Origin of the sequence: Gilliamella sp. App4-10 (assembly GCF_001690495.1) — a bacterium.
Classification (GTDB): domain Bacteria; phylum Pseudomonadota; class Gammaproteobacteria; order Enterobacterales; family Orbaceae; genus Gilliamella; species Gilliamella apicola_G.
This window is the reverse complement of sequence record NZ_LZGS01000034.1, coordinates 47,839-70,364: the sequence shown is the minus strand read 5'-3', so window position 1 is coordinate 70,364 and position 22,526 is coordinate 47,839. Positions and strand designations below refer to the sequence as shown.

Here is a 22,526-nt window from a genome sequence, read left to right as displayed (position 1 = left end):
TTGGGATGATTTGCATGGTGTTATTATCCATAATATGTCGCGTAATGCTCTAACCTCGACCGTGTTAATGGTGTGCCAATCCGGTACGCATCAAGTGATTGATCATATCATGCTAGATCCTGCCCGAGCAGGCGCAGGGAGTACATTTGTTTGGGGTTGGATCAATAGTTTTATGGTGTATTATAAATCTGCCAATATCGATGATGGCGAATATAAATCAGATCAAGAAGCGGAATTTAAAGCCCATAGGATTGCCGGTCAAGACTGGCCCGAATGGATGGTTGAAGCGTTTAATGCCACATCATTAGCAGAGTTAGCTGAAATTAAACAACGGCACCATATAACGGAATAGCCCAAAAGCCGTTACAGTTTGGCAAGAATGGGCAAAGCGGTATGGCAATCTAATTTTAACGATATTGAAAAAATCGAAGTGAAAAAAACCGATCCTCATCAGTCAGATAGCCACCTAACGGTGATAACTTGGATAGCGGGCACCTTTGCTTATGATCTAATAAATAACTATCAAATCAATATCAGCCCTAATGCACAAGATGATGGCGAAATTCCACTTATCATTAACCGAAGCAGTAACCAATTTCATGAAGAATAAATAAAAGGAGAATAAAATGCCATCAAAATACCGTCCACAAATTTTTGGTTGGTTTGGGGATCTAGATAAAGGTCCTTATAGTGTGCCCCTGCATGATCGTCGCTTAAGTTATGCTAATAATAACTATTGTGCCTTTATTCGTAAGATTCCTTCTGATCAAGTTTTTTATTTATGTATTTACATCATTGCTGTTATTCTTTTATGCTCTGCAGTGGTTATATTATCTATATTGACTTATTTATGTAATCCAATTTTAGAAACTAACATGTTTTTAGCGGCGTTAAGTGGTGTTATTTTATGCTTTATTGCTATGTATTTTGTTATTCCAGAAATCTATCATAATCTATTTTCCCGTCGTGGTAGCCCCATTATATTTAACCGTAAAACGGGTAAAGTCTATGTTAACGAAAGTGACTTTTTTAACTTTAAGTTTTTACGCCATCCAGCAGTATTTTTACAACCGAAAAAACGCCGAATAAAAGAGTATGATTGGGATGATTTGCATGGTGTTATTATCCATAATATGTCACGTAATGCTTTAACCTCGACCGTGCTAATGGTGTGCCAACCCGGTACGCATCAAGTGATTGATCATATCATGCTAGATCCTATTCGAGCGGGCGCTGGTAGTACATTTGTTTGGGGGTGGATCAATAGTTTTATGTTTTTTTGTGATGTGGCCAATATCGATGATGGTGAATATAAATCAGATCAAGAAACGGAATTTAAAGCCCATAGAATTGACGGTCAAGGCTGGCCCGAATGGATGGTCGAAGCGTTTAATGCCACATCGCAAGCAGAGCTCGCTGAAATTAAACAACGGCATCATGTAAAACAATAAATTCATAATAAAAAACGTTTGATATCTGAGGTTTCCATACCAGCATAATTTTTCTTTTTTTATAAAAAGTTGAATGAGTTATACTATATTTAAAGCAACGCGCTTTAATTGGAATGCACACTCTAGATCCTTTTAAACTAGATACGATTTGAGAGAATATTTTATTTTGGGTTCAGTTCATTTTAGAGGAGGATTTATATTTTCAATGAAAAATAAAACAATTTAGGCATAGATGATCTCTGGTAACTGAATATCCCAAGGTTTGTTATCAATATGTTGGACTTTTTGGCAAGCAAATGCAAGACCAATAGGTAAAATTTGTTGGGTTTGATAATTAGCTAGCAACCGGTCATAAAATCCCCCTCCCATTCCCATACGATAACCTCGTTGATCAAAAGCAACCAATGGAGTAAAAATAATATCAAGTTGGTGGGAAGGAAGCACATTTAATATGTTTAATTCTGGTTCTAATATACCAAATTTATTTTTTATAAGCTGAGTTTGACTAGTATATTTTAAGAAAAGTAAATGTTTGGAGGAAAAAGGGTGAATAATAGGTAAATAGACAGATTTATTTTTTTGCCATAAATAGTTAATTATGGGTTGGGTTTCGACTTCGCCATCAAATGATAAAAATATGGCGATATTTTTCGCAGCATTAATCGCTTGATGATGAATAATTTTTTGATATATAGCTTGCTGTGCAATATTGCGTTCACAGGAAGATAATTGTCGTCTTTTTTGACGGATATTTTGCCTAATATTCATCAGTTTCTATTGTTGCTGAAAGGTAAATAGAAGGCTCCAAGATGTCGTTAGGGTCGTAACCCTTGAACCCAGAGTTCAAGGTGAACATCGTGTTTTAATTTTTAGGTTTCCTTACAAGTAAGGCATACACACCAATTAAAAGTCACTCCGTTCTTAAGTTAAGAATATCGGCTCAGGGGACTAACCCATATCGCGATCATCTCAGAGTTGAATATAATAATACAAAATTTAACAAATCATACAATACCATTTGTATTAAATTTACAATTAAAATAGTTAATTGTTGGTATTTAGGGCTGAATCGAGTAATTGCTGTAACATTTTTAGCCGATCGCCAAATTCATTACTTTTTTCTTTTTCTTTTGTGAGTTCATAAGAAATATTCAGCGCTGCAGTCATAATAAGCTGATCGCTACCAACTTGCGGTGACTTTTCTCGTAAAGTTGTTAAGCGCGCATCTAAATCTTTTGCGGCACTATTAAGTGCATCGACTTCATCAACAGGACAATTGAACTTTAATGTTCGTCCAAAAATCTGAATAGTGACAGCTTGAGTTTCCATATTTAACCTATTGATTCATAAAATTATTAATTTTATCGATAATGTGTTTTTGATCTAACCCTATCTCTTGTCTTATTTCACTTTGAAATCCTTGAGAAATAAACTTATCAGGGAGTCCGATATTTAAAATATCACATTTTATTTTTTTCGATAATAAATATTCACAGACGCCGCTACCGGCCCCGCCTTTAATACTATTTTCTTCAATGGTGACAAGTATATTATGAGTTTGGCTAATGTGCAAAAGGACTTTTTCATCTAATGGTTTAACAAAACGCATATCGATAACTGTAGCATTGATTTGCTCCGCTGCTTGTAATACTTCGGTAAGCAAAGTACCAAAATTGAGTAAAGCGATATTCTCACCTTGTCGACATAATTTAGATTGCCCTAAAGGAATTGGGGTTAATGGTGTTAATTGTGTACCCATGCCTTCACCGCGAGGATAGCGCACTGCCGCAGGACCATTATGTAAATAGCCTGTGTACAACATTTGTCGGCATTCGTTTTCATCACTTGGTGTCATAATGACCATATTGGGTATGCAACGTAGATAACTTAAATCAAATGCTCCTTGGTGAGTTTCACCATCGGCGCCAACGATGCCAGCGCGATCGATGGCAAATAATACGGGTAGGTTTTGAATGGCAACATCATGAATAACTTGATCGTAAGCGCGTTGCAAAAAAGTTGAGTAAATGGCGACAACCGGCTTTAAGTCACTAATTGCAAACCCAGCGGCTAGGGTAACAGCATGTTGTTCGGCTATTGCAACATCAAAAAATTGGTCAGGATAATGATTGGCAAATTTTGTCATGCCCGAACCTTCACTCATTGCTGGTGTTATTGCCATTAAACGTTTATCATTTTGCGCCATTTCGCATAGCCAATCGCCAAAAATTTGCGAATATGTTGGGGTTACTTTTTTGGCGGTAGGTAATATACCCTCATTAGGATTGAATTTTGGTACACCATGCCATAAAGTCGGATCTTTTTCAGCAGGTGCATAGCCTTTGCCTTTTTGTGTAATCACATGAAGCAGCTGAGGGCCTTTCAATTGACGAACTTTTTGTAAAGTTGCGATCAAGCCATCAATATCATGCCCATCAACAGGACCTATATAATTAAAACCCAGCTCTTCAAATAAGATGGCAGGGGTAACTAATCCTTTTAAGTGTTCTTCAGTCTTTTTAACCAGCTCTTTTAATGGCGGAAGATTTGCTAATACACGTTTGCTACTTTCCCGAAAAGACGTATAGGCTCTACTTGATAAGATTTGAGTAAGATGTTGGTTTAGTGCGCCGGTATTTGCTGAAATTGACATGTCATTGTCGTTAACAATCACCAGCATATCGGGTTTAATATGCCCTGCATGATTCATTGCTTCAAATGCCATACCTGCAGTTAAAGCGCCATCGCCAATAATGGCAGCCACTTTTTTACCCGATTGTTTTTTTTGTTCGCTAATTGCAATTCCAAGCGCCGCACTAATCGAGGTCGAAGAATGTCCTGTGGTTAGTACATCATATTCGCTCTCATTACGATGAGGAAATGGATGAAGTCCACCTTTTTGGCGTATAGTGAGCATTTGGTCTCGGCGACCAGTCAAAATTTTGTGAGGATAAGCTTGATGACCAACATCCCAAATAATTTTATCAAAAGGCGTTTGATAAACATAATGCAGTGCTGTAGTTAATTCAACCACACCTAATCCCGATGCTAAATGACCACTCGATTGGCTAACACATGCGAGTAAATATTGTCTGAGTTCGCAGCATACAGCCGATAACTGTGATTGTGGTAAACACCTTAGATCCTTGGGTGAGTTTATTTGTTTTAACAATGGGTAATTATCTAAATTCATTATGTAATGCTATATTTTAGTTAATTGTTAACTATTGCGATTAATAATAAAACCAGCAAGATCCTGTAATGGCTGGGTATTATAAGGTATTTGCTTTAGACTATCGATAGCTTGTTGGTAAAGTTGCTCAGTGAGCTTTATTGCGTTATCAAGTCCAACTAATGCTGGGTATGTGCTTTTTTCATGGGCCAGATCTGAACCTTGCGGTTTACCCATAATTGATTGCTCACCAATGACATCTAAAATATCATCTTGAATTTGAAACGCCAGTCCGATTGCCTCGGCGTAATTATCGAGCGTTAGGTAGTAGGATTTAGCGATTTCACCACAAGCAAAAGCACCTAAACGAATAGACGCTTTGATTAACGCACCTGTTTTATAACAATGGATTTTTTGTAACTGTTCAAGGTTAATTGATTGTTGTGTGGCCTGTAAATCGAGCGATTGACCAAGACACATGCCATTAACACCGCTAGCATGGGCAAGCTCTGCTATCATCTTGATTTTAGCCTCCGCATCAATTAACTCACTGCTTGCCAATAATGAAAAGGCTAAACTTTGCAAAGCATCACCGGCAAGTATGGCTTGAGCTTCACCAAATTGGATATGGCAGGTTGGTTTGCCTCGGCGTAAATCATCATTATCCATGGCGGGTAGGTCATCATGAATCAATGAATAAGTATGAATTGATTCAATGGCGGCAGCGGCTTCATCTAATTTAGAAAGAGGACAATTGAACATTTGACCCGTTAAATAGACTAAAATAGGTCGAATCCGTTTGCCACCCGCCAGCAAGCTGTAACGCATTGCTTGTTGAAGTTTAGATGGCTCAATTTGTGAAATACAGACAGTTAAAAACGAGTCAATTCGTTCTTGTAATGGTTTTAAGTTATTCATTATCATCATTTGAAAATTCTGACAGTTCGGCATCACTATTTTCAGATAATAAAATCTGAATGCGTTGCTCGGCCTGCTGTAACTGTTTTTGCCCTGCTTTAGCTAATTTAATTCCTTTTTCGAACTCATTTAGTGCTTCATCTAATGGTAAATCGCCATTTTCTAATTGAGTTACAATGGTTTCGAGTTGTTTAAGAGTCTCTTCGAAACTTGCATCTTTATCTTGTTTTTTTGCCATATTCAATTCCTCTTTACGGTTGATGAGTATACACTTATTTCAAACAATCGTGAATCAAGGCTTTTGCTTATTTATAACACCACAAGCGATGTTAATATGTGTTATCCTTTGATTTAGCGATTAGCTAATTTGTTGATTTACGTTCAACTTCGTTATTCGATTCTTCCATCGCTAATAAGGTAATATCTGGGTTAATTGGTTTTTTAACTTCGATACCCATTTCACGAAATCGTTCAATTTGTCCAATTACATTGCCACGACCTTTAGATAATTTATTCATGGAATTTTGATAGGTTTGTTGAGCTTTGTCTAAACAACTGCCTAGGTTTTCCATATCTTCAATAAAGCCGCGCATTTTGTCATACAATTTACTTGCTCTATCGGCGATAAGCTCTGCATTACGATTCTGATATTCAAATCGCCATAAATTATGGATAGTTCGTAACGCAACTAATAACGTTGTTGGGCTGACTATCATAATATTATTTTTTAGGGCATCATTGATTAATGCGGGGTCATTATCGATTGCACTTAAAAATGCCGGCTCGACAGGAATAAACATCAAAATATAATCTAATGAATTAATGCCAATGAGTTTATGATAATCTTTTTGGCTAAGTTGTTTTAAATGGTTACGGACAGCCGCTAAATGTTCGGTCATCGCTTTTGCTTTAACCGTTTCGTCATCACTATTGAAATGGCGCTCATAGGCAACTAAAGTTACTTTGGAATCAATAACGACGTCACCCCCTTGCGGTAAGTGAACAATGACATCGGGTTGTAAACGCTGATGACTTTCGTTAGTTAAATTGACCTGAGTTTCATATTCATAACCTGAACGTAATCCTGAATTATCTAGAATTTGGCTTAAGATAAATTCGCCCCAGTTCCCTTGGGTTTTGTTATTACCTTTTAGTGCATTAGTTAGGTTGGTTGCTTCTTTGCTCATTTGTGCATTAAGCTGTTGCAAGTTACGAATTTCGTGCGTCAATGTGTGACGCTCTTTTGCCTCTTGCCCAAAACTATCTTGCACTTGTTTTTTGAAACCTTCTAATTGTTCTTTGAGTGGTGAAAGTAAAAAATCAAGACTTTGTTTATTTTGTTGCTCAATCTTTTTACCACTTTGTTCAAAAATACGATTAGCTAGGTTTTCAAATTGGGTCGTGAGCCGTTGTTCACTTTGTTCTAGTATGGTTTGCCTTTCTTGTGTTGCACTTAAGGTTTCTTCTAAACGCGTTTTGAGTTCACTAATTTTGACATTTTGCGCTAGATTCTGCTGCCGATATTGTTCTAATTCATGTTCTAACTGTTTTACTTGAATTGTTAAAGTTTGGATTTCTTCCTTCTTTTGGATCAGTTGTAGATCAAATAGTTGATGTAAATTATTAATTGTTAGTTGGGATTTTATCGCTAACACCAATAATATTAGAGCGGCAATACCAATAATAATGGCAATCCATCCAGTTAATCCTAAAGCATTGAACATAATTAAGCCCTTTCAAAAGTAAATGACATCACGTCATCTAGGCTATTGCTACCTAGAGCAAGCATAATTAAACGGTCTAATCCTACAGCAACCCCTGCACAGTCTGGAAGTCCGGCTTCCATAGCGGCGAGTAACTCAATGTCAATATTCTGTGCAGGTAGATTTTGTTTAGTGCGTTCTAAATTATTTTGTTCAAAACGCATTCTTTGTTCTTGTGCATTAGTCAGTTCTTTAAAACCATTAGCAAGCTCAACGCCTTTGTAATAAAACTCAAAACGGCTCGCTACACGATGATCTTCTGGACTAATAGCAGCTAATGCGGCTTGTGATGCAGGAAAGTTAAATACGGCAATAGGCTTATCTTGACCAATATGCGGTTCAATACCAAAAGTGAATAAGCATTGTAGTAAGCCATCTTTATCATAATTGTCTGTGTTAAGCCCAATATCAAGTTGGTTTGCTGCCTTGACTAAAGTGGCGTGATCGGCTTCTAAAGGGTCAATATTAAGATGGCGTTGAAATACCTTTTGATAAGAAATTCGTTCAGCAGGTTCACAATCTAAAACAGTTTGTAATAGGTCATCGACTTCATTGATCATTTGCATCATATCGAATTGGATGCGATACCATTCTAGCATGGTGAATTCAGGGTTATGATAACGGCTGACTTCTTCATGATTACGAAAACATTTACACATTTGATAAATAGGACCACTGCCAGCGGCTAGTAAGCGCTTCATATGATATTCAGGGCTGGTAATTAATGACATTTGTTGCCCTTGTTGTTCTTCGTGCTCCCCTGGTTTTAAGAATTTAGTGTGAAAAGAACTTAAATGTACGTCTGTTACTGCATATTGGCTTAAAGTCGGTGTTTCGACCTCTAAAATACAGCGATCCGCAAAAAATTGACGAATTTGAGAAACAATTTTTGCGCGCTTAAGTAAATTATTGATAGATGCAGAAGGTTGCCAAGTCATAAACATATCCATGGATTTTGATTAATTACTAAAAAGAAGAGAAGTAGGGCAAAAGCCCTATTTCTTATTGTTGGCGTTCATTTTGCCATAATGAGAATAAATTGTCGTATTTTTCTTGTTGCTGCCAAATATGACGATGTAATGCGGAAAGAATAAATGGATCCTCTAAAATTGCTAACTGTTGTTCTTTACTCATTTTTTCTAAATCTATGTGTTGATACTGTGCAATAAGTTCATTGCGTTTTTGTTGGTTTTTATTGTTAACTCGATGCCTTGAAGTTGATAAGGCACAAGCTAGCGCATTATAAATAGGATCAACCAACGCCATAATAAAACCATGTTCAACAAATGCCGCTTCGGTTTTAACAAAATATTCACCTGTAAGTGTGACTACTCGTGATGGGTGAGTTTCTTCTGGGGTTAAAAATAGCCCTGCCTTTTTAGCTTTCATTCCAATGCTTGAAAGCCCCGATACTCTAATGACTAAAGGCGAAATAGTTAAAGGTATTAATATCGCTATATACCAATAAGTAAATTGGGGATTTAGCCAGATAATTACGCCTAACCACACAATCCCTAGTAACGATAATGGCCAACAAAAATAAAATGATTCGCCCCATGTTAACGCATCGTCGCTTCGTGATGGCGACTTCCATTGAATTTTGCTACCCATCCATGCTTTGAGTACAAATTTACTATGGAAGATCATGCGTATTGGCGCAAGGATCATTGACCAAACCATTTCAATCAGTATTGATAGAGTTAATTTAAATATACCACCAACCTCTTTTGCACCTGTTCTAGCTATAATAATGCCATAGCTGAAAAATTTGGGTGCAAACAGTAACACCATCGTAGTTGAGAGAAGTTGTATAGCTAATTGTTCATCCCACCTTGGCCAAGTTGGATAAAATTGGTTAGGTTGGAAGAAATATTGAGGCTCAGAAATATTAAATACCAATAATAATAGTGTTGAGAATATTAAAAACACTAACCACAATAATGACGAAATATAAGCCATGCCACTAGTGGCAAACATTATACGGTGGGTTAATTTAATGCCGCTTTTAAAGATTAATCTTAAATTAATTAAGTTGCCCATACACCAGCGATTATCACGTTTTAGATCTTCAATCATATTACCTGGTAGCTCTTCATAACTACCATTCATATTATATGCAATCCAAACGCCATAGCCTGCACGACGCATAAGTGTCGCTTCAACGAGATCATGCGATAAGATATGAATTGGTTCTTTACATTTTGGAATTGGTGATAATATGCAATGCTCAATAAAAGGTTTTAGGCGAATCATGGCATTGTGCCCCCAATATTGTGCTTCGCTTAATTGCCAAAAATGTGTTCCAGAGCAAAATATATCACTATAAGTCTGGTTAGCAAATTGTTGAATACGCCCATAGAGAGTCGTCATTCTAACTGATTTTGGAGGTGATTGTAAAATGCCTGCTTTAGGGGTTATTTCCATCATGGCAATCATTTTTAAAATACAATCCCCAGTCATAATACTGTCAGCATCAAGGATCATCATATATTCATATTGATGTCCCCAACGACGACAAAAATCATCAATGTTACCACTTTTGCGTTTTACTCGGCGTTTGCGGTGACGATAAAAAATATTGCAGCCATTGTTTTGCTTTGCAGCATTAAATTCAGCCCAAGCTTTTAGTTCGTTAACATATAGATCGGGATCGTTAGTATCGCTTAAGATAAAAAAATCACAGCAAGTAGCATGACCCGTTTCAACTAAGGACTGATAAGTTGCTTGTATACCAGCAAATACACGTGCGACATCTTCATTACAAATTGGCATAACAAGTGCAGTACGATGCTTAGAGTCGATATGTGATGCAGGATTGTTGGGAATAGGAATGGTATAACGGTCTTTACCCATTACTGTTAATATTAGGCCCATAATGCTGGTCCAAAAGCCAATTGAGATCCAACAAAACAAAATAGCGAATAAGGTAATAATTGCACCTTGAACAATATAAGGTATGATACTGTAAATAGCTAATTCAGGATTGATATCCCAATTCGCCATAAAATTGATTTTTTGCCAATTTTGATAAGGTAATAAAGACGATAGGTAAGCGGTTCCGTAGTATGTTTGTACTGCAATGAGTGCAAACATAATAACACGACGAATTATAACTAGAATATTAATGCCATGTCTCGATTTGGCAGTATAACGTTGATTCCAAATTTGAGGTTGGATTGAAACGCGATCAACTTCAGGATAACTCGGCTGTTGTTTTCGGGTATCAATAAAAGAACGAGTATCGCCAATTTGATTTAAACGATATTTTAAAAATTCGACATCGTCAGGTGGCGTTGCATTGTTTTTGGTTTTCTGACGCCAAACTCCAGCGTCAGAAAGATTTGCAAAGTAATCTTTTTTCATATTGTTATCTAATTATTATAATAATTATTGTGCGGGGTATTGCCCACTCCAAGTTTCAGAAATCACTTCATTTGTAGCTTGCGAAGCGAGTTGTATGCGAATATCAGTTGCTTTTTTATTGTCTTCAACTTTGAATCGAACAATCACCCGCCATCCGTTAATATCAGGATTGTATTGTAAGTCACAACTTACGATAGAACCGTTGTTAATACTCGAAATTACTTTGACAGGTTCATTTTCTGATAATGCAGGACCTGCGAAGTCAATCACATATGCATTAGATCCATCAAGCTTACGAATTAAATTAGCTTGTTTTATATCACCTAGTGATAATCGGGTACTAACTGCTCTTGCTATATTATCAGGGTAACGCTGTAGTTCATGTAATGAATAATGTAAGCGATATTTGATATCAAGTACATCGCCAGCTTTATATTGTTTTTCGGGTACCCAAAATGTAACGATATTGTCGTTAGTTTCGTCTGCTGTTGGAATTTCAACTAACTCAACTCGTCCTTTTTGCCAATTACCTAAAATTTCAGTCCAAACACTTGGCCTTTTTTCATAGTGATCATCGAGATCTTGATAATCATCAAAACCTTTATCGCGTTGAATTAAACCGAAAGCTTTCGGGTTTTCTAAACTATACGATGAAAACGATAAACGTTTAGGATTATTTAATGGGCGCCAGATCCATTCGTTATTATTGGCTAAAATTGATAAACCATTAGAATCATGCATTGCAGGGCGATAATTTAGCAATGGTGATGGTTGATTAGGTCCAAATAAGAACATACTGGTTAGTGGCGCGATACCCAATTTTTTCACAGAATTACGAAAGAACACTTTTGCTTGGACAGTAACGGTGGTATCAATGCTTGGAACTAATGTAATTTTATAGGCGCCAGTTACACTTGGTGAATCGAGTAATGCATAGATAACTAAGTGTTTTTGGTTTGGTTTCGGTCTTTCAATCCAGAATTCTTTAAAGATCGGAAACTCTTCACCCGACATTTCACCCGTATCAATGGCAAGCCCTCTGGCTGAAAGGCCATAGCGTTGATTTTTACCTACTGCGCGAAAATAACTACCACCGAGTGCTGAAAATATTTCATCATCAGTTTTTGTTGGAATATTAATTGGATAATGGACTTTAAATCCAGCAAATCCAAGCTCTTTATTGTCTAGCTTATCAAGATTGATCTGGCTTAAATCAAAATAACTCGGATCATATTGGATTGGCTTAACTTGATTATCAACAATTTCATTGATCTTTATTGGAACGTCAAAGTACATTCCTTCATGATAAAATTCAAGTTTGAAACGGCTTTTTCGATCACCCCAATAGGCTTTTGGGTGATTGAATAGAATTTTTTGATAATCAGTAAATTGTAACGAAGCTAATTCATTGGGAATATTTTTAGATGGCTGAACATAAGCCTTTAGGGATGATTTTTCGGCTTTGGCAACCACATCGTCAAACGAAAAAGCCCATGCAGAAAAACTAAGACAAGTAGCTGAAGCAACGCAAAGCAACTTGCAAATTAATGTTTTATTAAACTGGCGAATTGGTAATAAATTGCACATAAAAGACTCTTGTTAGCATTATCTAAAAATATTAAAATAATTGATAATATTGTTTTTTGGATCATTTAAGCATTTTTCAACATAATCGGTTTTCATTTCTTGAAGGATACTGGGATTTTCATCGATCAAAAAGTGAGAATAATCATCTTGAGTAATCTTGGCTTGTAATTTTGATATATCTTGCTCAGACATTCTAAATTTTGGTTGAAAATATTGGGTTATTTTAGTGGTATCTTTTGTATAAATTGCAGCAACAAAGTCAGCTGAGTATTGGCAATAATTTTCAATATTGTTTTTAGATGCTTTTATTTTGCTCAATTCAATATCATGTTCAACTTGTTTTTCTTCAATTACTTTCTTAAGTTGCATATCATACCTTAATTTATAATATTCGTTCAGATAAAAGCTCAACACACAAAATGATTGGTTATTATCACTTTTGCAATTTAAAATTCCACGTTTGGTAACATAGTTATCGAAATCTTTATCGCTGACAAACTGAAGCAATTGTTTTTTAGCATCTACTACATAAGAATTGTTAGTTTCAGTTTGCTGTTTTAATAAAAATAGCTGATCACTTTCTGAAATTGTGTCTTTATTTTTTGTTGATGTATTTTGGGCACAACTTGCGACAAGAATAGAGATAATGGCGCATATAAAGATGTTACTTATTTTCATTTATTAAATCCCATGAACATATTCTTGAGTGTATTTTCAAATTGAACAACTTTGCCACTACTTTTAATCGTGTTATGAGTAACAACTGTCACAGGTAACAATTGTTGTAGCGCAAAATTATATACTCATATTGATTTAAAAACACTCGTAGATTAAATATAAACATATAAAAAGCGTGCTATATATCGTTGTGTTTTTCTAATGTTTGCATTTTTTATTATTGACTGTAAATTCAGCGTTCATAAACGCTAGAAGGTTTAAATTTACACTTTGCTTTTAAAAAAGCGATAATTTGATAGGCATTCATGTCAGACTGAGAGCAAGTATGAAACTTTGCATTTGCACCAAACTTATCTTGGATAGCTTTAGTAAAGATGATTTTATGTAGCTGGTTCTTCCCATCATCTGCAATACTTCATGCCCATGAATTGACATTATAGCCTCCTGAGATTGTTGTTCATTTAAGTTTTGAAATTCATATCTTGAGTCGTGAAAGATAGCAGATATTATGAATAAAAAAAAGGGGATAAATATTAAAAATATCATCAATTTTTATTTATTGCTCCTCTGATAGAAATCAGAGGAGCAAATTAAGGCGAAGGAAACAATAAATTCAAGTGAGAATAATCTTATTTTATTCTTTATTATTAGCTAATTTGGCAATAATTGATAGATTTTCTCTTTTAACTTGATGGATAACAACAGGGATAGTGTCGGCCAGTTTGTAGCAAACTTCACCTTTAATTTTAACGACTCCTTTATCGGGCAATGGAGTAATTTCTTCTTTGACTGAATGGATCATTGACAGTGGCACAAATGCATAAGCACCTATATCGTATAAACGAACTCGAGCGCCACCACGATTAATATCGATAATTTCAGCAGAGTAACTTTCACCGATTTTATCTGACAAGTATTGAGCATAAAGGTTCTCCGCCATATCACGTTCAGCAAATCGTAACATTTTGCGTCTTTCATTCATGCTTTTTAATTGTTCTTTATCTGGTGGAGATAATTCTTGTGAGCGGATATACGCTTTGATTAGTCGATGGTTGACCATATCACCGTATTTGCGTATTGGTGAAGTCCATGTTGCATAGGCGTCAAATCCTAAACCAAAATGCGGTTGTGGCTCAGTTGAAAAATCTGCAGGACTTTGGAACTTGCGGAGCTTTGTGGTTAAAAATGGATTATTGTCAATTACACGTCGCAACTTGACATAACCATCGAAAGATAAGAGTGAATCTTTATCAAAGTCTGTAATCTCGTTGTCATTTAAAAAATTTATCACTTGTTCGATATATTTATGCTCAAAACCTGAATGAATATTAAAAATTCCAAAGCCAATTTTATGTTGTAATTGTAATGTTAAAGCTTGGTTGGCAAGAACCATGACCTCTTCAACAATTTGATTAGCAATCCGACGAGTTTCTTTAATGATTGATATAACCTGATGATTTTCATTAAGTTCAAAACGATAATCACCCTGATCTTTAAAGACTAATGCATGGATTTTTCGCCACGTTATGCGGATTTTAGCTAAATCTGCTAACCAGTTAAGTTGTTGTTTAATAGTAGAGTTATTCGTTACTAATTCGCCATCATGCTCTAAAAAATTAGAAACATTGGTATAAGATAGTTTCGCTTTTGATTCAATCCAAGCAGACATAAAGGTGATACTATCGGTAATAATATTGCCCGCTTCGTCAATACTCATTTTACATATCATTGCAGGGCGTTTTTGATTTGCTTTTAATGAACATAGTTCATTAGCAAGTTCTTTGGGTAGCATAGGGATATTAAAATCAGGCAAATAGGTTGTGAAATTTCTAATTTTGGCAATATGATCAAGCTCACTATCTTGTAATACATAAGCAGTTGGGTCAGCAATGGCAACCATTAGTTGATAATGCCCCAGTTCATCTTTAGAAACCGCAATGGCATCATCCATATCTTCAGTATCTTCACTATCGATAGTAAAAAAGTTAACATCAGTTAAGTCTTGACGGTTATCAAGTTCAGCCTCGTTAATCGTTAATGTTTCGATTTGTGGAGCGTGCGTTTCTAAATCGTAACGAGCTAACGTTTTTAGCCACAGTTGATAGGGGGAATTATTTTCAGCCACAAAACGAATAACTTCAGCAAGAAAATGATTATTGTCTTCTTGCAAAGGGTGTGAAACAAGTGTTGCCACAACCCAATCACCTTCTTTTAGTTTTTCGCTAACTTGTTTATTTATTTTGCAACGAATGGCGAAATTTGCGGGCATATTTTCAGGATAAATTACCATTGCACGATCTTGAAAACCTATTTTGCCAATAAATTTTTGCAATGCGCTTTCGATTAATGATTCGGGCTCAAAAGATTCTTTATCGTTATGACTTATTACTGTTCCCGATACTTTATCACCATTACAGACTGTTTTCATTTTAGCAATTGGGATGAAATAACTTTTTTTATTATCTACATCTAAAAAACCAAATCCTTTTTCATGTGTTCGTACAATACCTTCAACGCGAGGTGTTTGTTTGTGAAGTTGTTGTTTTAATTGTGTAAGTAGAGGGTTATTTTGAAACATATGGCTTAACACTAGTTAAAAAGTTAGTGTTAAATTCTATCATAGTTATGCAAATTGTGCTTATTGAATTAATCGGTGATGGCGTTGAAAATAGACGTATAATAATGCTATTTAGAATAATTGATCGAATGGAAAGTATGAAATTAAACTATAAATTACAAGGTGACGGACAGCCAATTGTGTTTTTGCATGGCGTATTTGGTAGTTTAGATAATTTAAATATGCTTGCAAAAGATTTTGCAAAGCATTATCAAACGGTGCAAGTTGATTTGCGTAACCATGGGCATTCACCTTGGTCTGATAAGATAAACTACCAAGCGATGGCCGAAGATGTGGCTGAACTTTGTTATGATTTACAATTAAAAGATATCATATTAATTGGTCACTCAATGGGGGGTAAGGTTGCTATGCACTTGTCACAGATGCTCTCAGATACTATCCAAAAAATGGTTGTTATTGATATTGCGCCCATAAAATATCACCGCTCAGGCAATGCCACTATTTTAAGAGTATTAATGTATTGCCTGACTAATCAAATTACCGATAAAAAACAGATCATCAATTTAATGGAACAAGCTGGTATTAATGCACCAACCATTCTTTTTTTATTAAAATCGTTTAAAAACGAAAAGTGGTTATTTAACATTCAAGCGATTAATTCGCAGTATGGTCATATTTGTGATTGGCAAAATATATCCCCTTGGTTAAAACCCACATTATTTATTCGTGGCGGCAACTCGTCTTATATTACCAATGAGGCATATGATGCTATTTTTGCGCAATTCCCGAATGCCAAAATCGAAGTGGTTGAAGGAGCTGGGCACAATGTTCATGCTGAAAAAACGCAGCAAGTTTTGCAACTTTTACATAACTGGTTAGAGGGCTAAATGGTATTTAACCAGTAAATATTAAAGTGAATGACAAAATAATCGCTGCTGCTCGGCAACTTGTTGGTTAGGCGCATTAACCGTTATAACAACCATTTTACACTGGGCATTATATGTTTTATTAGTGATCTTATAGCGCCAACCAGAAGGGATAATTTCATTGGGAGGATAAGGATAGCTATCAAGTAGTTGAAAGGCAATTTTATTAGCGCGTAAATGGTTTGCAAAGTAATGGTGTTTATTGAACAACGCTTGTTGGTAGTTAATCAATCCCAGCATAATAATTGAAAATAGGAGTGTTGCTATCATAACTTCAATCAAACTAAAGCCAGCTATATCTTTGTTATTCACAATAAATAGCCCTTTTTTCTGGGCAATAATCGAGCCAATGACCTTTTTCAACAATTAATTGATTATTGTCAAAATGTGCAAGTGTATATAAATAGAAGTCTTCGTCTTTGGCTTCGCCACGGACTAATACATATTTATCGACTTTTAATAAAGACTGTTTTGTGCAGGCTTTTAGTTGATAAGTTGGCTCGGTCATACAATGCCAATGGGCCTTAGGTGCTGGCCAATTTTGATTAATTGCCCACGTTAACGATGAGCTTGCCTGATTAAATCGCTGATAGTATTGGCTTTCCATTAATATCGCTTTTTGCCATGAAGTAATAAGCAAATTAAAACCAATTAATAGCACCAATCCCATGACCATTAAAGTAATCACCATTAAAATAGTGCTAAAACCATGCGAAACATCATGTTGTTTAAAATCGGTTTTCATTTTTAATAATTTCAGTTATATGATATTTAATCTGCTTGTTTTTTCTTAATTCAGCAGCGATTGATAAACTAATGGCATCAGGTAGCTGTTTTATTGTAAAGTCGGTGACCTTGATTTCGTTTGAATCGAATAAGTTTTCCCATTTGCTGCCAAAACAATCTATTGATCCTGTTCTATAGGCTATGTTGTTTTCTTTATAGCGATAAGTAAAAACATCTGATTTGGTGGAATTAAATCTGTTCCAAACCCAAGAGTTGCGAATTTCACTATCATATCGAAGAATAATACATTTAGACTGTTTATCGATTTCAATCGCTTTAGCGGTCATTTTGTTTGGATTATTAGCAATAAAACCTGCTCGTTTTATGTCCTTCTTCATGCCGGCTAATCCAAGTTCGATAGCCTGTTGCAAACGTGTTTTTTGATAATATTGCATGATACTTGTTTGTAATTGAATGTAAAAAGAGGTCATGCCTATAAAAATTAGGCTAGATAATATCATGCTAATCAGCATTTCAAATAAGGAATATCCAGATGTTTTTAACACGGTGGTAAACCGGTTATATAGCTGTTTTCTGCACAGAATCGAATGCGTCCAAGTAAAGAAACAAAAATTCTGCTGGTACCTATTTTATTTTTTAATTGAAAAGACATTGTTTGTGCCATATTGCGACGTCCTAAGATAAAAGCACTTTTGTTGTTTGATAATTCACTAATTTCAACGGAATTATCAGGTTTCATAAAATAAAGTATGCCTTCACTGCACGAACTGGGTTTTTCATCGTGAGTAATGGTAATGCACCAAGGTGATGTATATTGATGAATAATATAATTTTCGTTTTTACTGGATGCTTTTATTTGAACTTCATATATAAAATAAGCCAATTGTTTGGTAGTGGATACCAATTCGTTGCGGAGTTGCTGTTCTTTCCAATGCCCTATGCCAATTGAGACTAAAATGGCACTAATACAAATGGTTATTAATAACTCCAGTAATGAAAATCCCCAATCTTGCATAATAGTGTTTTTTTTGAATATTGTGATAAAGCTAGTGTAGCTTTGAATAAAATAATGGGTTATTTCGTGATCTTAATTTGTGATTTACTCTCCAAATAAATTGGATTTTTTATTTTTAATAAAAAATTTGATAAAAGCCAACCCAAAATCGTTCAGGTAGATTGTTGATTTTATTGAATTTTTTGTTTTGGTTTTTTTATTTTTTTGCGCAAGCGCTAATCACATAATAATAAACAACGATGGGAAATGTATAGATTTAGATGATCTTATTAAACCACTTAAAAAGCAAAGCGGATTATATTATACTGTTTATCCATTTATTATTTGCTAACGGATTTATAAGTTAAAGGAAACTAGAGATGCAACAATTACAAACTATTATTGAAGCAGCATTTGAACGTCGTGCTGAAATTACACCATCAAATGTAGATACGGTTACACGTGATGCGATTAACCAATGTATCGCCTTATTAGATAGCGGTAAAATGCGTGTTGCTGAAAAACTCAATGGGGACTGGGTGACTCATCAATGGTTAAAAAAAGCTGTTTTGCTCTCTTTCCGTATTAACGAAAACCAACTGATCGATGGCGGGCCAACTAACTATTATGACAAAGTGCCATTAAAATTTGCTGAATATGATGAGGCAAGATTTCAACAAGAAGGTTTCCGTGTTGTTCCGTCAGCTATTGCGCGTAAAGGTGCCTATGTTGCTCGTAATACCGTATTAATGCCATCTTATGTCAATATTGGTGCTTATGTTGATGAGGGTACTATGGTTGACACCTGGGTAACTGTTGGATCTTGTGCACAAATTGGTAAAAATGTCCATCTATCGGGGGGAGTGGGTATTGGCGGGGTTTTAGAACCATTACAAGCTAATCCAACCATCATTGAAGATAACTGTTTTATCGGTGCTCGCAGTGAAATTGTTGAAGGTGTGATTGTTGAAGAAGGTAGCGTCATTTCAATGGGGGTATTTATTGGGCAAAGCACTAAAATTTACGATAGGGCAACCGGCGAAGTGCATTATGGTCGTGTGCCTGCTGGTTCAGTTGTCGTTTCTGGTAATTTACCAACTAAAGAGGGTAAATATAGTTTGTATTGTGCAGTTATTGTTAAAAAAGTAGATGCCAAAACGTTAGGTAAAGTCGGTATTAACGAATTGCTTCGTACTATCGATTAATTCGCATTTATATTTTAAAGTCGCCTAAATTGTTAGGCGACGATGATTTCATTTATTAATCACTAGTTAATTTTAGTTTATAACCATTAGAAGAGGAGAATCTATGCCTTCTTTTGATATCGTTTCAGAAATCCAAATGCCTGAAGTTAAAAATGGTGTTGAAAATGCAACTCGAGAGTTGACTACTCGTTGGGATTTTAAAAACGTTGAAGCATCGTTTGAATTAAATGAAAAAAATGAGACGATCAAAGCAACGAGCCAATCTGACTTCCAAGTGCAACAATTACTCGATATTTTACGTGATAAGCTTGCTAAACGTGGGATTGACGGTGGTGCACTTGAGATCCCCGAAGAAATGGAGCATAGCGGTAAACTCTATAGTGTTACTGTTAAACTTAAGCAGGGTATTGATAAAGAGTTAGCTAAAAAAATTGTAAAAGCGATCAAAGACAGCAAAATTAAAGTACAAGCTCAAGTGCAAGGTGAACAAGTTCGAGTTACAGGTAAATCTCGCGATGATTTACAAGCCACTATGGCTTTAGTCAAAAATGGCGAATTCGGCCAACCATTTCAATTTACTAATTTTAGAGACTAATTATTATTGAATGGATATTGCCACTAAATGTCGGCAATATTATCCTTTTCCGTCGACATTTGTCGACGGTTTTTATTCTGTAGTCATTATTATGTTTGAATTTGATCTTGTCCTACAGCTTCTTCAACAAATGTGCGTTTATTTGGTGATTGCTTATTTACTTAGCAAAACGCCGATCGTTATTCCACTTATGCAAGTGACAGTTCATTTACCTCACAAATTAGTTTGTTACTGTATTTTTTCATTATTTTGTATTATGGGTAGTTATTTTGGTTTGCATATTGAAGATACCATCGCCAATACACGAGCCATTGGTGCTATCTTAGGAGGCTTACTTGGCGGACCCGTAGTTGGGCTTTTAGTGGGTATCACAGGTGGCCTTCATCGATATACTTTAGGCGGTATTACCGCTGATAGCTGTATGTTATCCACCATGTTAATTGGGTTGATTAGTGGGGTTCTGCATTATTTGTTGATGAGAAAGGGGAGGGTCGATCTTATCTATAACCCGCTTTTAGTTGGTATGCTAGGTTTGTTGGTTGAATCACTCGAAATGATTTTAGTGTTATTAATTTCAAGACCTTTTGATGTGGTGTTGCATGCGGTCAGAAGTATTGTTGCGCCAATGATTGTTGCAAATAGCATTGGCGCTGCAATGTTTATGCAGATTTTGCTTGATAGGAGAGCTATATTTGAACGATATACTTCAGCCTTTTCGGCTAAGGCGTTAAAAATCGCGGTCAGTACTGAAGGTTTATTGCGTGATGGCTTTAATCAACAAAATAGTACTAAAGTGGCCGAAATTATTTATCAAGAGCTTGATATTGGCGCTGTTTCTATTACCGATCGAGAAAAGATACTAGCTTTTATTGGTATTGGTGATGATCATCATTTACCAGGAACACTAATCACATCCAATAGTACGTTAGAGGCGATCGAAAAAAATGAAGTACAATACCTTGATGGGGTTCATCAACCTTATCAATGCTCAATAAATAAAAGTTGCCGTTTAGGTTCAACACTCGTTATTCCGCTGAGAGGAGAAAACAATACGGTTGTGGGTACAATTAAGCTTTATGAAGCAAAAAATACGCTGTTTAGTTCCATCAATCGAACCCTTGGTGAAGGTATTGCCAGTTTATTATCTGCTCAGATCTTAGCTGGACAAAATGAGCACTATAAGCAGCTGTTATCTAAAACTGAAATTAAATTGTTGCATGCGCAAGTTAATCCCCACTTTTTATTTAATGCCTTAAATACACTGCTGGCTGTTATTCGTCGAGATAAAACACAAGCATCACAACTTGTACAAAACCTTTCCACCTTTTTCCGAAAAAATTTAAAGCGAACCGAAGAAATTGTTCCCTTGAAAGATGAAATAGAACACGTGAATGCTTACCTACAAATCGAAAAAATGCGCTTTATGGATCAGTTAACGATCAATATCGATATCCCCTCTGAATTAGAATATACAAAACTTCCAGCTTTTACGTTACAACCTATTGTTGAAAACGCCATTAAACATGGTACATCCCAGTCGCTTGGTAATGGCAATGTAACTATTTTGGCTTATAAGAAGAATCAATTGTTAGTTTTAGAAGTGATTGATAATGCTGGACATTACCGCGAACATAAAAAAGATACCAAAGGTTTAGGGCTTAATTTAGTCGATAAACGAATTAAGATTCGTTATGGCAAAAAATATGGTATAAAGATAGCGTGTAAACCCGATGAGTATACTAAAGTAATGCTAATATTACCTTTGCACAAGGATATAAGTATTCAATGTTAAACGTTATTATTGTTGATGATGAATTACCTGCACGCGAAAATCTACGCTGCTTGCTTGAAACAGATCCCGAAATTTGTATTGTTGCTGAATGTAATAACGCTATAGAAGCGATTCGTGAGATTCATCGACGTCAACCTGATGTCGTATTTCTAGATATTCAAATGCCCAAAATCAACGGCATTGAAATGCTATCAATGCTAGATCCTGAAACTATGCCAAGGATTGTATTTTTAACGGCTTATGGTGAATTTGCGGTTAAAGCCTTCGAAGAACAAGCCTTTGATTATTTACTCAAACCAGTAGAACAAGAACGTTTAAATAAAACCTTGCAACGTCTGCATAATCATTGTTTTTCAGGGAGTATTAATCAATTAGACGGTGTTAATCAAACCTTGAAATACATTCCATGCATTGGGCATAACCGAATTTACTTATTAAATCTTGATGATGTACTTTATGTGACCTCTAAAATAAGTGGCATTTATGTATTTAATCAAACAAATAATGAGTATCGGACTGAACTAACCTTAAAAACACTGGAGGATAAAACTCCCTTTGTTCGGTGTCATCGGCAATATCTGATTAATCTAAAAAAAATTAAAGAAATTCGCTTCAATCAAACTGGTGGTGTTGATGTCATTCTTATTAATGATGTTTCTGTGCCGATTAGCCGTCGTTATTTAAAACCATTTAAAGAGAGTTTGGGTTTATAACCAACGCAAAAGTTCTTTGTTTTATTGCTGTTTTTTTACCGCTA

General features: G+C 35.6%; 24 protein-coding genes and 1 other RNA gene. 8 read left to right on the top strand and 17 right to left on the bottom strand.

The genetic code is table 11. The features are described from left to right. The 3 genes from A9G23_RS04975 to A9G23_RS04965 form a co-directional block, all read left to right on the top strand. The coding region (locus A9G23_RS04975; RefSeq protein WP_176700602.1) for a DUF6708 domain-containing protein at window positions 1–352 on the top strand (352 nt) is incomplete at its 5' end. Between the two features lie 18 nt (window positions 353–370). Beyond that, entirely contained in the window at window positions 371–610 is a 240-nt protein-coding gene (locus A9G23_RS04970; RefSeq protein ID WP_141674890.1) for a hypothetical protein, read from the top strand. A gap of 16 nt (window positions 611–626) precedes the next feature. Next, window positions 627–1,451, top strand: a complete 825-nt coding sequence (locus A9G23_RS04965; RefSeq protein ID WP_065586563.1) for a DUF6708 domain-containing protein — start codon at window positions 627–629, stop codon at window positions 1,449–1,451. 222 nt (window positions 1,452–1,673) lie between these two features. Here the strand turns inward: A9G23_RS04965 and A9G23_RS04960 are convergent, their stop codons facing one another. From A9G23_RS04960 to A9G23_RS04900, 13 genes are all read right to left on the bottom strand, one after another. After that, a complete protein-coding gene (locus tag A9G23_RS04960) occupies window positions 1,674–2,219 on the bottom strand; it encodes a 5-formyltetrahydrofolate cyclo-ligase (protein ID WP_065586562.1) in 546 nt (181 codons plus the stop codon). Window positions 2,220–2,248: 29 nt separating this feature from the next. Continuing rightward, window positions 2,249–2,430: non-coding RNA, 6S RNA (gene ssrS / locus A9G23_RS04955), on the bottom strand. Between the two features lie 65 nt (window positions 2,431–2,495). Further along, complete coding sequence (gene zapA / locus A9G23_RS04950; RefSeq protein WP_065586561.1) at window positions 2,496–2,780, bottom strand: cell division protein ZapA; 285 nt, start codon at window positions 2,778–2,780, stop codon at window positions 2,496–2,498. Window positions 2,781–2,787: 7 nt separating this feature from the next. Beyond that, a complete protein-coding gene (gene dxs, locus A9G23_RS04945; RefSeq protein WP_065586560.1) occupies window positions 2,788–4,644 on the bottom strand; it encodes a 1-deoxy-D-xylulose-5-phosphate synthase in 1,857 nt (618 codons plus the stop codon). 27 nt (window positions 4,645–4,671) lie between these two features. Next, the gene (gene ispA / locus A9G23_RS04940; RefSeq protein WP_065586559.1) at window positions 4,672–5,550 is read right to left on the bottom strand and encodes a (2E,6E)-farnesyl diphosphate synthase; all 879 of its coding nucleotides are present in this window, start codon (window positions 5,548–5,550) and stop codon (window positions 4,672–4,674) included. Then, window positions 5,534–5,779, bottom strand: coding sequence for an exodeoxyribonuclease VII small subunit (gene xseB / locus A9G23_RS04935; protein ID WP_065586558.1), 246 nt, complete (start codon window positions 5,777–5,779; stop codon window positions 5,534–5,536). The genes ispA and xseB overlap by 17 nt, the downstream gene beginning before the upstream one ends. Before the next feature lie 124 nt (window positions 5,780–5,903). After that, window positions 5,904–7,265, bottom strand: a complete 1,362-nt coding sequence (gene rmuC, locus A9G23_RS04930; protein ID WP_065586557.1) for a DNA recombination protein RmuC — start codon at window positions 7,263–7,265, stop codon at window positions 5,904–5,906. Window positions 7,266–7,267: 2 nt separating this feature from the next. After that, window positions 7,268–8,254 carry an elongation factor P--(R)-beta-lysine ligase gene (gene epmA / locus A9G23_RS04925; RefSeq protein WP_065586556.1) on the bottom strand — a complete coding sequence of 329 codons (987 nt, stop codon included), beginning with the start codon at window positions 8,252–8,254 and terminating at the stop codon, window positions 7,268–7,270. 52 nt (window positions 8,255–8,306) lie between these two features. Beyond that, on the bottom strand, window positions 8,307–10,667 hold the full coding sequence (gene mdoH / locus A9G23_RS04920) for a glucans biosynthesis glucosyltransferase MdoH (RefSeq protein WP_065586555.1): 2,361 nt from the start codon (window positions 10,665–10,667) through the stop codon (window positions 8,307–8,309). Window positions 10,668–10,691: 24 nt separating this feature from the next. After that, a complete protein-coding gene (locus tag A9G23_RS04915) occupies window positions 10,692–12,254 on the bottom strand; it encodes a glucan biosynthesis protein G (protein WP_081296959.1) in 1,563 nt (520 codons plus the stop codon). Between the two features lie 18 nt (window positions 12,255–12,272). Beyond that, entirely contained in the window at window positions 12,273–12,932 is a 660-nt protein-coding gene (locus tag A9G23_RS04910; protein ID WP_065586554.1) for a hypothetical protein, read from the bottom strand. 232 nt (window positions 12,933–13,164) lie between these two features. Then, on the bottom strand, window positions 13,165–13,293 hold the full coding sequence (locus A9G23_RS11735; protein ID WP_255306886.1) for a DUF2492 family protein: 129 nt from the start codon (window positions 13,291–13,293) through the stop codon (window positions 13,165–13,167). 273 nt (window positions 13,294–13,566) lie between these two features. Continuing rightward, entirely contained in the window at window positions 13,567–15,510 is a 1,944-nt protein-coding gene (locus tag A9G23_RS04900; RefSeq protein ID WP_065586552.1) for an exoribonuclease II, read from the bottom strand. 26 nt (window positions 15,511–15,536) lie between these two features. On the opposite strand from A9G23_RS04900, the gene A9G23_RS04895 reads away from it, so the two are divergent. Then, on the top strand, window positions 15,537–16,397 hold the full coding sequence (locus A9G23_RS04895) for an alpha/beta fold hydrolase (protein WP_141674916.1): 861 nt from the start codon (window positions 15,537–15,539) through the stop codon (window positions 16,395–16,397). A gap of 21 nt (window positions 16,398–16,418) precedes the next feature. Here the strand turns inward: A9G23_RS04895 and A9G23_RS04890 are convergent, their stop codons facing one another. From A9G23_RS04890 to A9G23_RS04875, 4 genes are read right to left on the bottom strand one after another with little or no spacing between them, the layout of a single operon-like run. Then, window positions 16,419–16,748 (bottom strand): type IV pilus modification PilV family protein, encoded by a 330-nt coding sequence (locus A9G23_RS04890; RefSeq protein ID WP_065586551.1) that lies wholly within the window; start codon window positions 16,746–16,748, stop codon window positions 16,419–16,421. Then, window positions 16,741–17,181: a DUF2509 family protein gene (locus A9G23_RS04885; RefSeq protein ID WP_065586550.1), complete on the bottom strand. Its 441-nt coding sequence runs from the start codon at window positions 17,179–17,181 to the stop codon at window positions 16,741–16,743. Before A9G23_RS04885 ends, A9G23_RS04890 begins: the two co-directional genes overlap by 8 nt. Beyond that, on the bottom strand, window positions 17,165–17,683 hold the full coding sequence (locus tag A9G23_RS04880; protein WP_065586549.1) for a hypothetical protein: 519 nt from the start codon (window positions 17,681–17,683) through the stop codon (window positions 17,165–17,167). The genes A9G23_RS04885 and A9G23_RS04880 overlap by 17 nt, the downstream gene beginning before the upstream one ends. 38 nt (window positions 17,684–17,721) lie before the next feature. Then, window positions 17,722–18,198, bottom strand: a complete 477-nt coding sequence (locus A9G23_RS04875) for a prepilin-type N-terminal cleavage/methylation domain-containing protein (RefSeq protein ID WP_065586548.1) — start codon at window positions 18,196–18,198, stop codon at window positions 17,722–17,724. Window positions 18,199–18,557: 359 nt separating this feature from the next. Between A9G23_RS04875 and dapD the strand changes: the two genes are divergently transcribed. From dapD to btsR, 4 genes are all read left to right on the top strand, one after another. Next, a complete protein-coding gene (dapD, locus tag A9G23_RS04870; protein ID WP_065586547.1) occupies window positions 18,558–19,382 on the top strand; it encodes a 2,3,4,5-tetrahydropyridine-2,6-dicarboxylate N-succinyltransferase in 825 nt (274 codons plus the stop codon). A 103-nt stretch (window positions 19,383–19,485) separates the two neighbouring features. Continuing rightward, window positions 19,486–19,977 (top strand): YajQ family cyclic di-GMP-binding protein, encoded by a 492-nt coding sequence (locus tag A9G23_RS04865; RefSeq protein ID WP_065586546.1) that lies wholly within the window; start codon window positions 19,486–19,488, stop codon window positions 19,975–19,977. A gap of 91 nt (window positions 19,978–20,068) precedes the next feature. After that, entirely contained in the window at window positions 20,069–21,769 is a 1,701-nt protein-coding gene (locus tag A9G23_RS04860; protein ID WP_065586567.1) for a sensor histidine kinase, read from the top strand. After that, window positions 21,763–22,482, top strand: coding sequence for a two-component system response regulator BtsR (gene btsR, locus A9G23_RS04855; protein WP_065586545.1), 720 nt, complete (start codon window positions 21,763–21,765; stop codon window positions 22,480–22,482). Before A9G23_RS04860 ends, btsR begins: the two co-directional genes overlap by 7 nt. The last annotated feature ends 44 nt before the right edge of the window (window positions 22,483–22,526 follow it).

What these genes read in the sequence shown, in the direction of transcription:
- A9G23_RS04965 (WP_065586563.1), top strand. Translation starts at nt 627, where the DNA reads ATGCCATCAAAATACCGTCCACAAATTTTTGGTTGGTTTGGGGATCTA.
- A9G23_RS04960 (WP_065586562.1), bottom strand. Translation starts at nt 2,219, where the DNA reads ATGAATATTAGGCAAAATATCCGTCAAAAAAGACGACAATTATCTTCC.
- zapA (WP_065586561.1), bottom strand. Translation starts at nt 2,780, where the DNA reads ATGGAAACTCAAGCTGTCACTATTCAGATTTTTGGACGAACATTAAAG.
- dxs (WP_065586560.1), bottom strand. Translation starts at nt 4,644, where the DNA reads ATGAATTTAGATAATTACCCATTGTTAAAACAAATAAACTCACCCAAG.
- ispA (WP_065586559.1), bottom strand. Translation starts at nt 5,550, where the DNA reads ATGATGATAATGAATAACTTAAAACCATTACAAGAACGAATTGACTCG.
- xseB (WP_065586558.1), bottom strand. Translation starts at nt 5,779, where the DNA reads ATGGCAAAAAAACAAGATAAAGATGCAAGTTTCGAAGAGACTCTTAAA.
- rmuC (WP_065586557.1), bottom strand. Translation starts at nt 7,265, where the DNA reads ATGTTCAATGCTTTAGGATTAACTGGATGGATTGCCATTATTATTGGT.
- epmA (WP_065586556.1), bottom strand. Translation starts at nt 8,254, where the DNA reads ATGGATATGTTTATGACTTGGCAACCTTCTGCATCTATCAATAATTTA.
- mdoH (WP_065586555.1), bottom strand. Translation starts at nt 10,667, where the DNA reads ATGAAAAAAGATTACTTTGCAAATCTTTCTGACGCTGGAGTTTGGCGT.
- A9G23_RS04915 (WP_081296959.1), bottom strand. Translation starts at nt 12,254, where the DNA reads ATGTGCAATTTATTACCAATTCGCCAGTTTAATAAAACATTAATTTGC.
- A9G23_RS04910 (WP_065586554.1), bottom strand. Translation starts at nt 12,932, where the DNA reads ATGAAAATAAGTAACATCTTTATATGCGCCATTATCTCTATTCTTGTC.
- A9G23_RS04900 (WP_065586552.1), bottom strand. Translation starts at nt 15,510, where the DNA reads ATGTTTCAAAATAACCCTCTACTTACACAATTAAAACAACAACTTCAC.
- A9G23_RS04885 (WP_065586550.1), bottom strand. Translation starts at nt 17,181, where the DNA reads ATGAAAACCGATTTTAAACAACATGATGTTTCGCATGGTTTTAGCACT.
- A9G23_RS04880 (WP_065586549.1), bottom strand. Translation starts at nt 17,683, where the DNA reads ATGATATTATCTAGCCTAATTTTTATAGGCATGACCTCTTTTTACATT.
- A9G23_RS04875 (WP_065586548.1), bottom strand. Translation starts at nt 18,198, where the DNA reads ATGCAAGATTGGGGATTTTCATTACTGGAGTTATTAATAACCATTTGT.
- dapD (WP_065586547.1), top strand. Translation starts at nt 18,558, where the DNA reads ATGCAACAATTACAAACTATTATTGAAGCAGCATTTGAACGTCGTGCT.
- A9G23_RS04865 (WP_065586546.1), top strand. Translation starts at nt 19,486, where the DNA reads ATGCCTTCTTTTGATATCGTTTCAGAAATCCAAATGCCTGAAGTTAAA.
- A9G23_RS04860 (WP_065586567.1), top strand. Translation starts at nt 20,069, where the DNA reads ATGTTTGAATTTGATCTTGTCCTACAGCTTCTTCAACAAATGTGCGTT.
- btsR (WP_065586545.1), top strand. Translation starts at nt 21,763, where the DNA reads ATGTTAAACGTTATTATTGTTGATGATGAATTACCTGCACGCGAAAAT.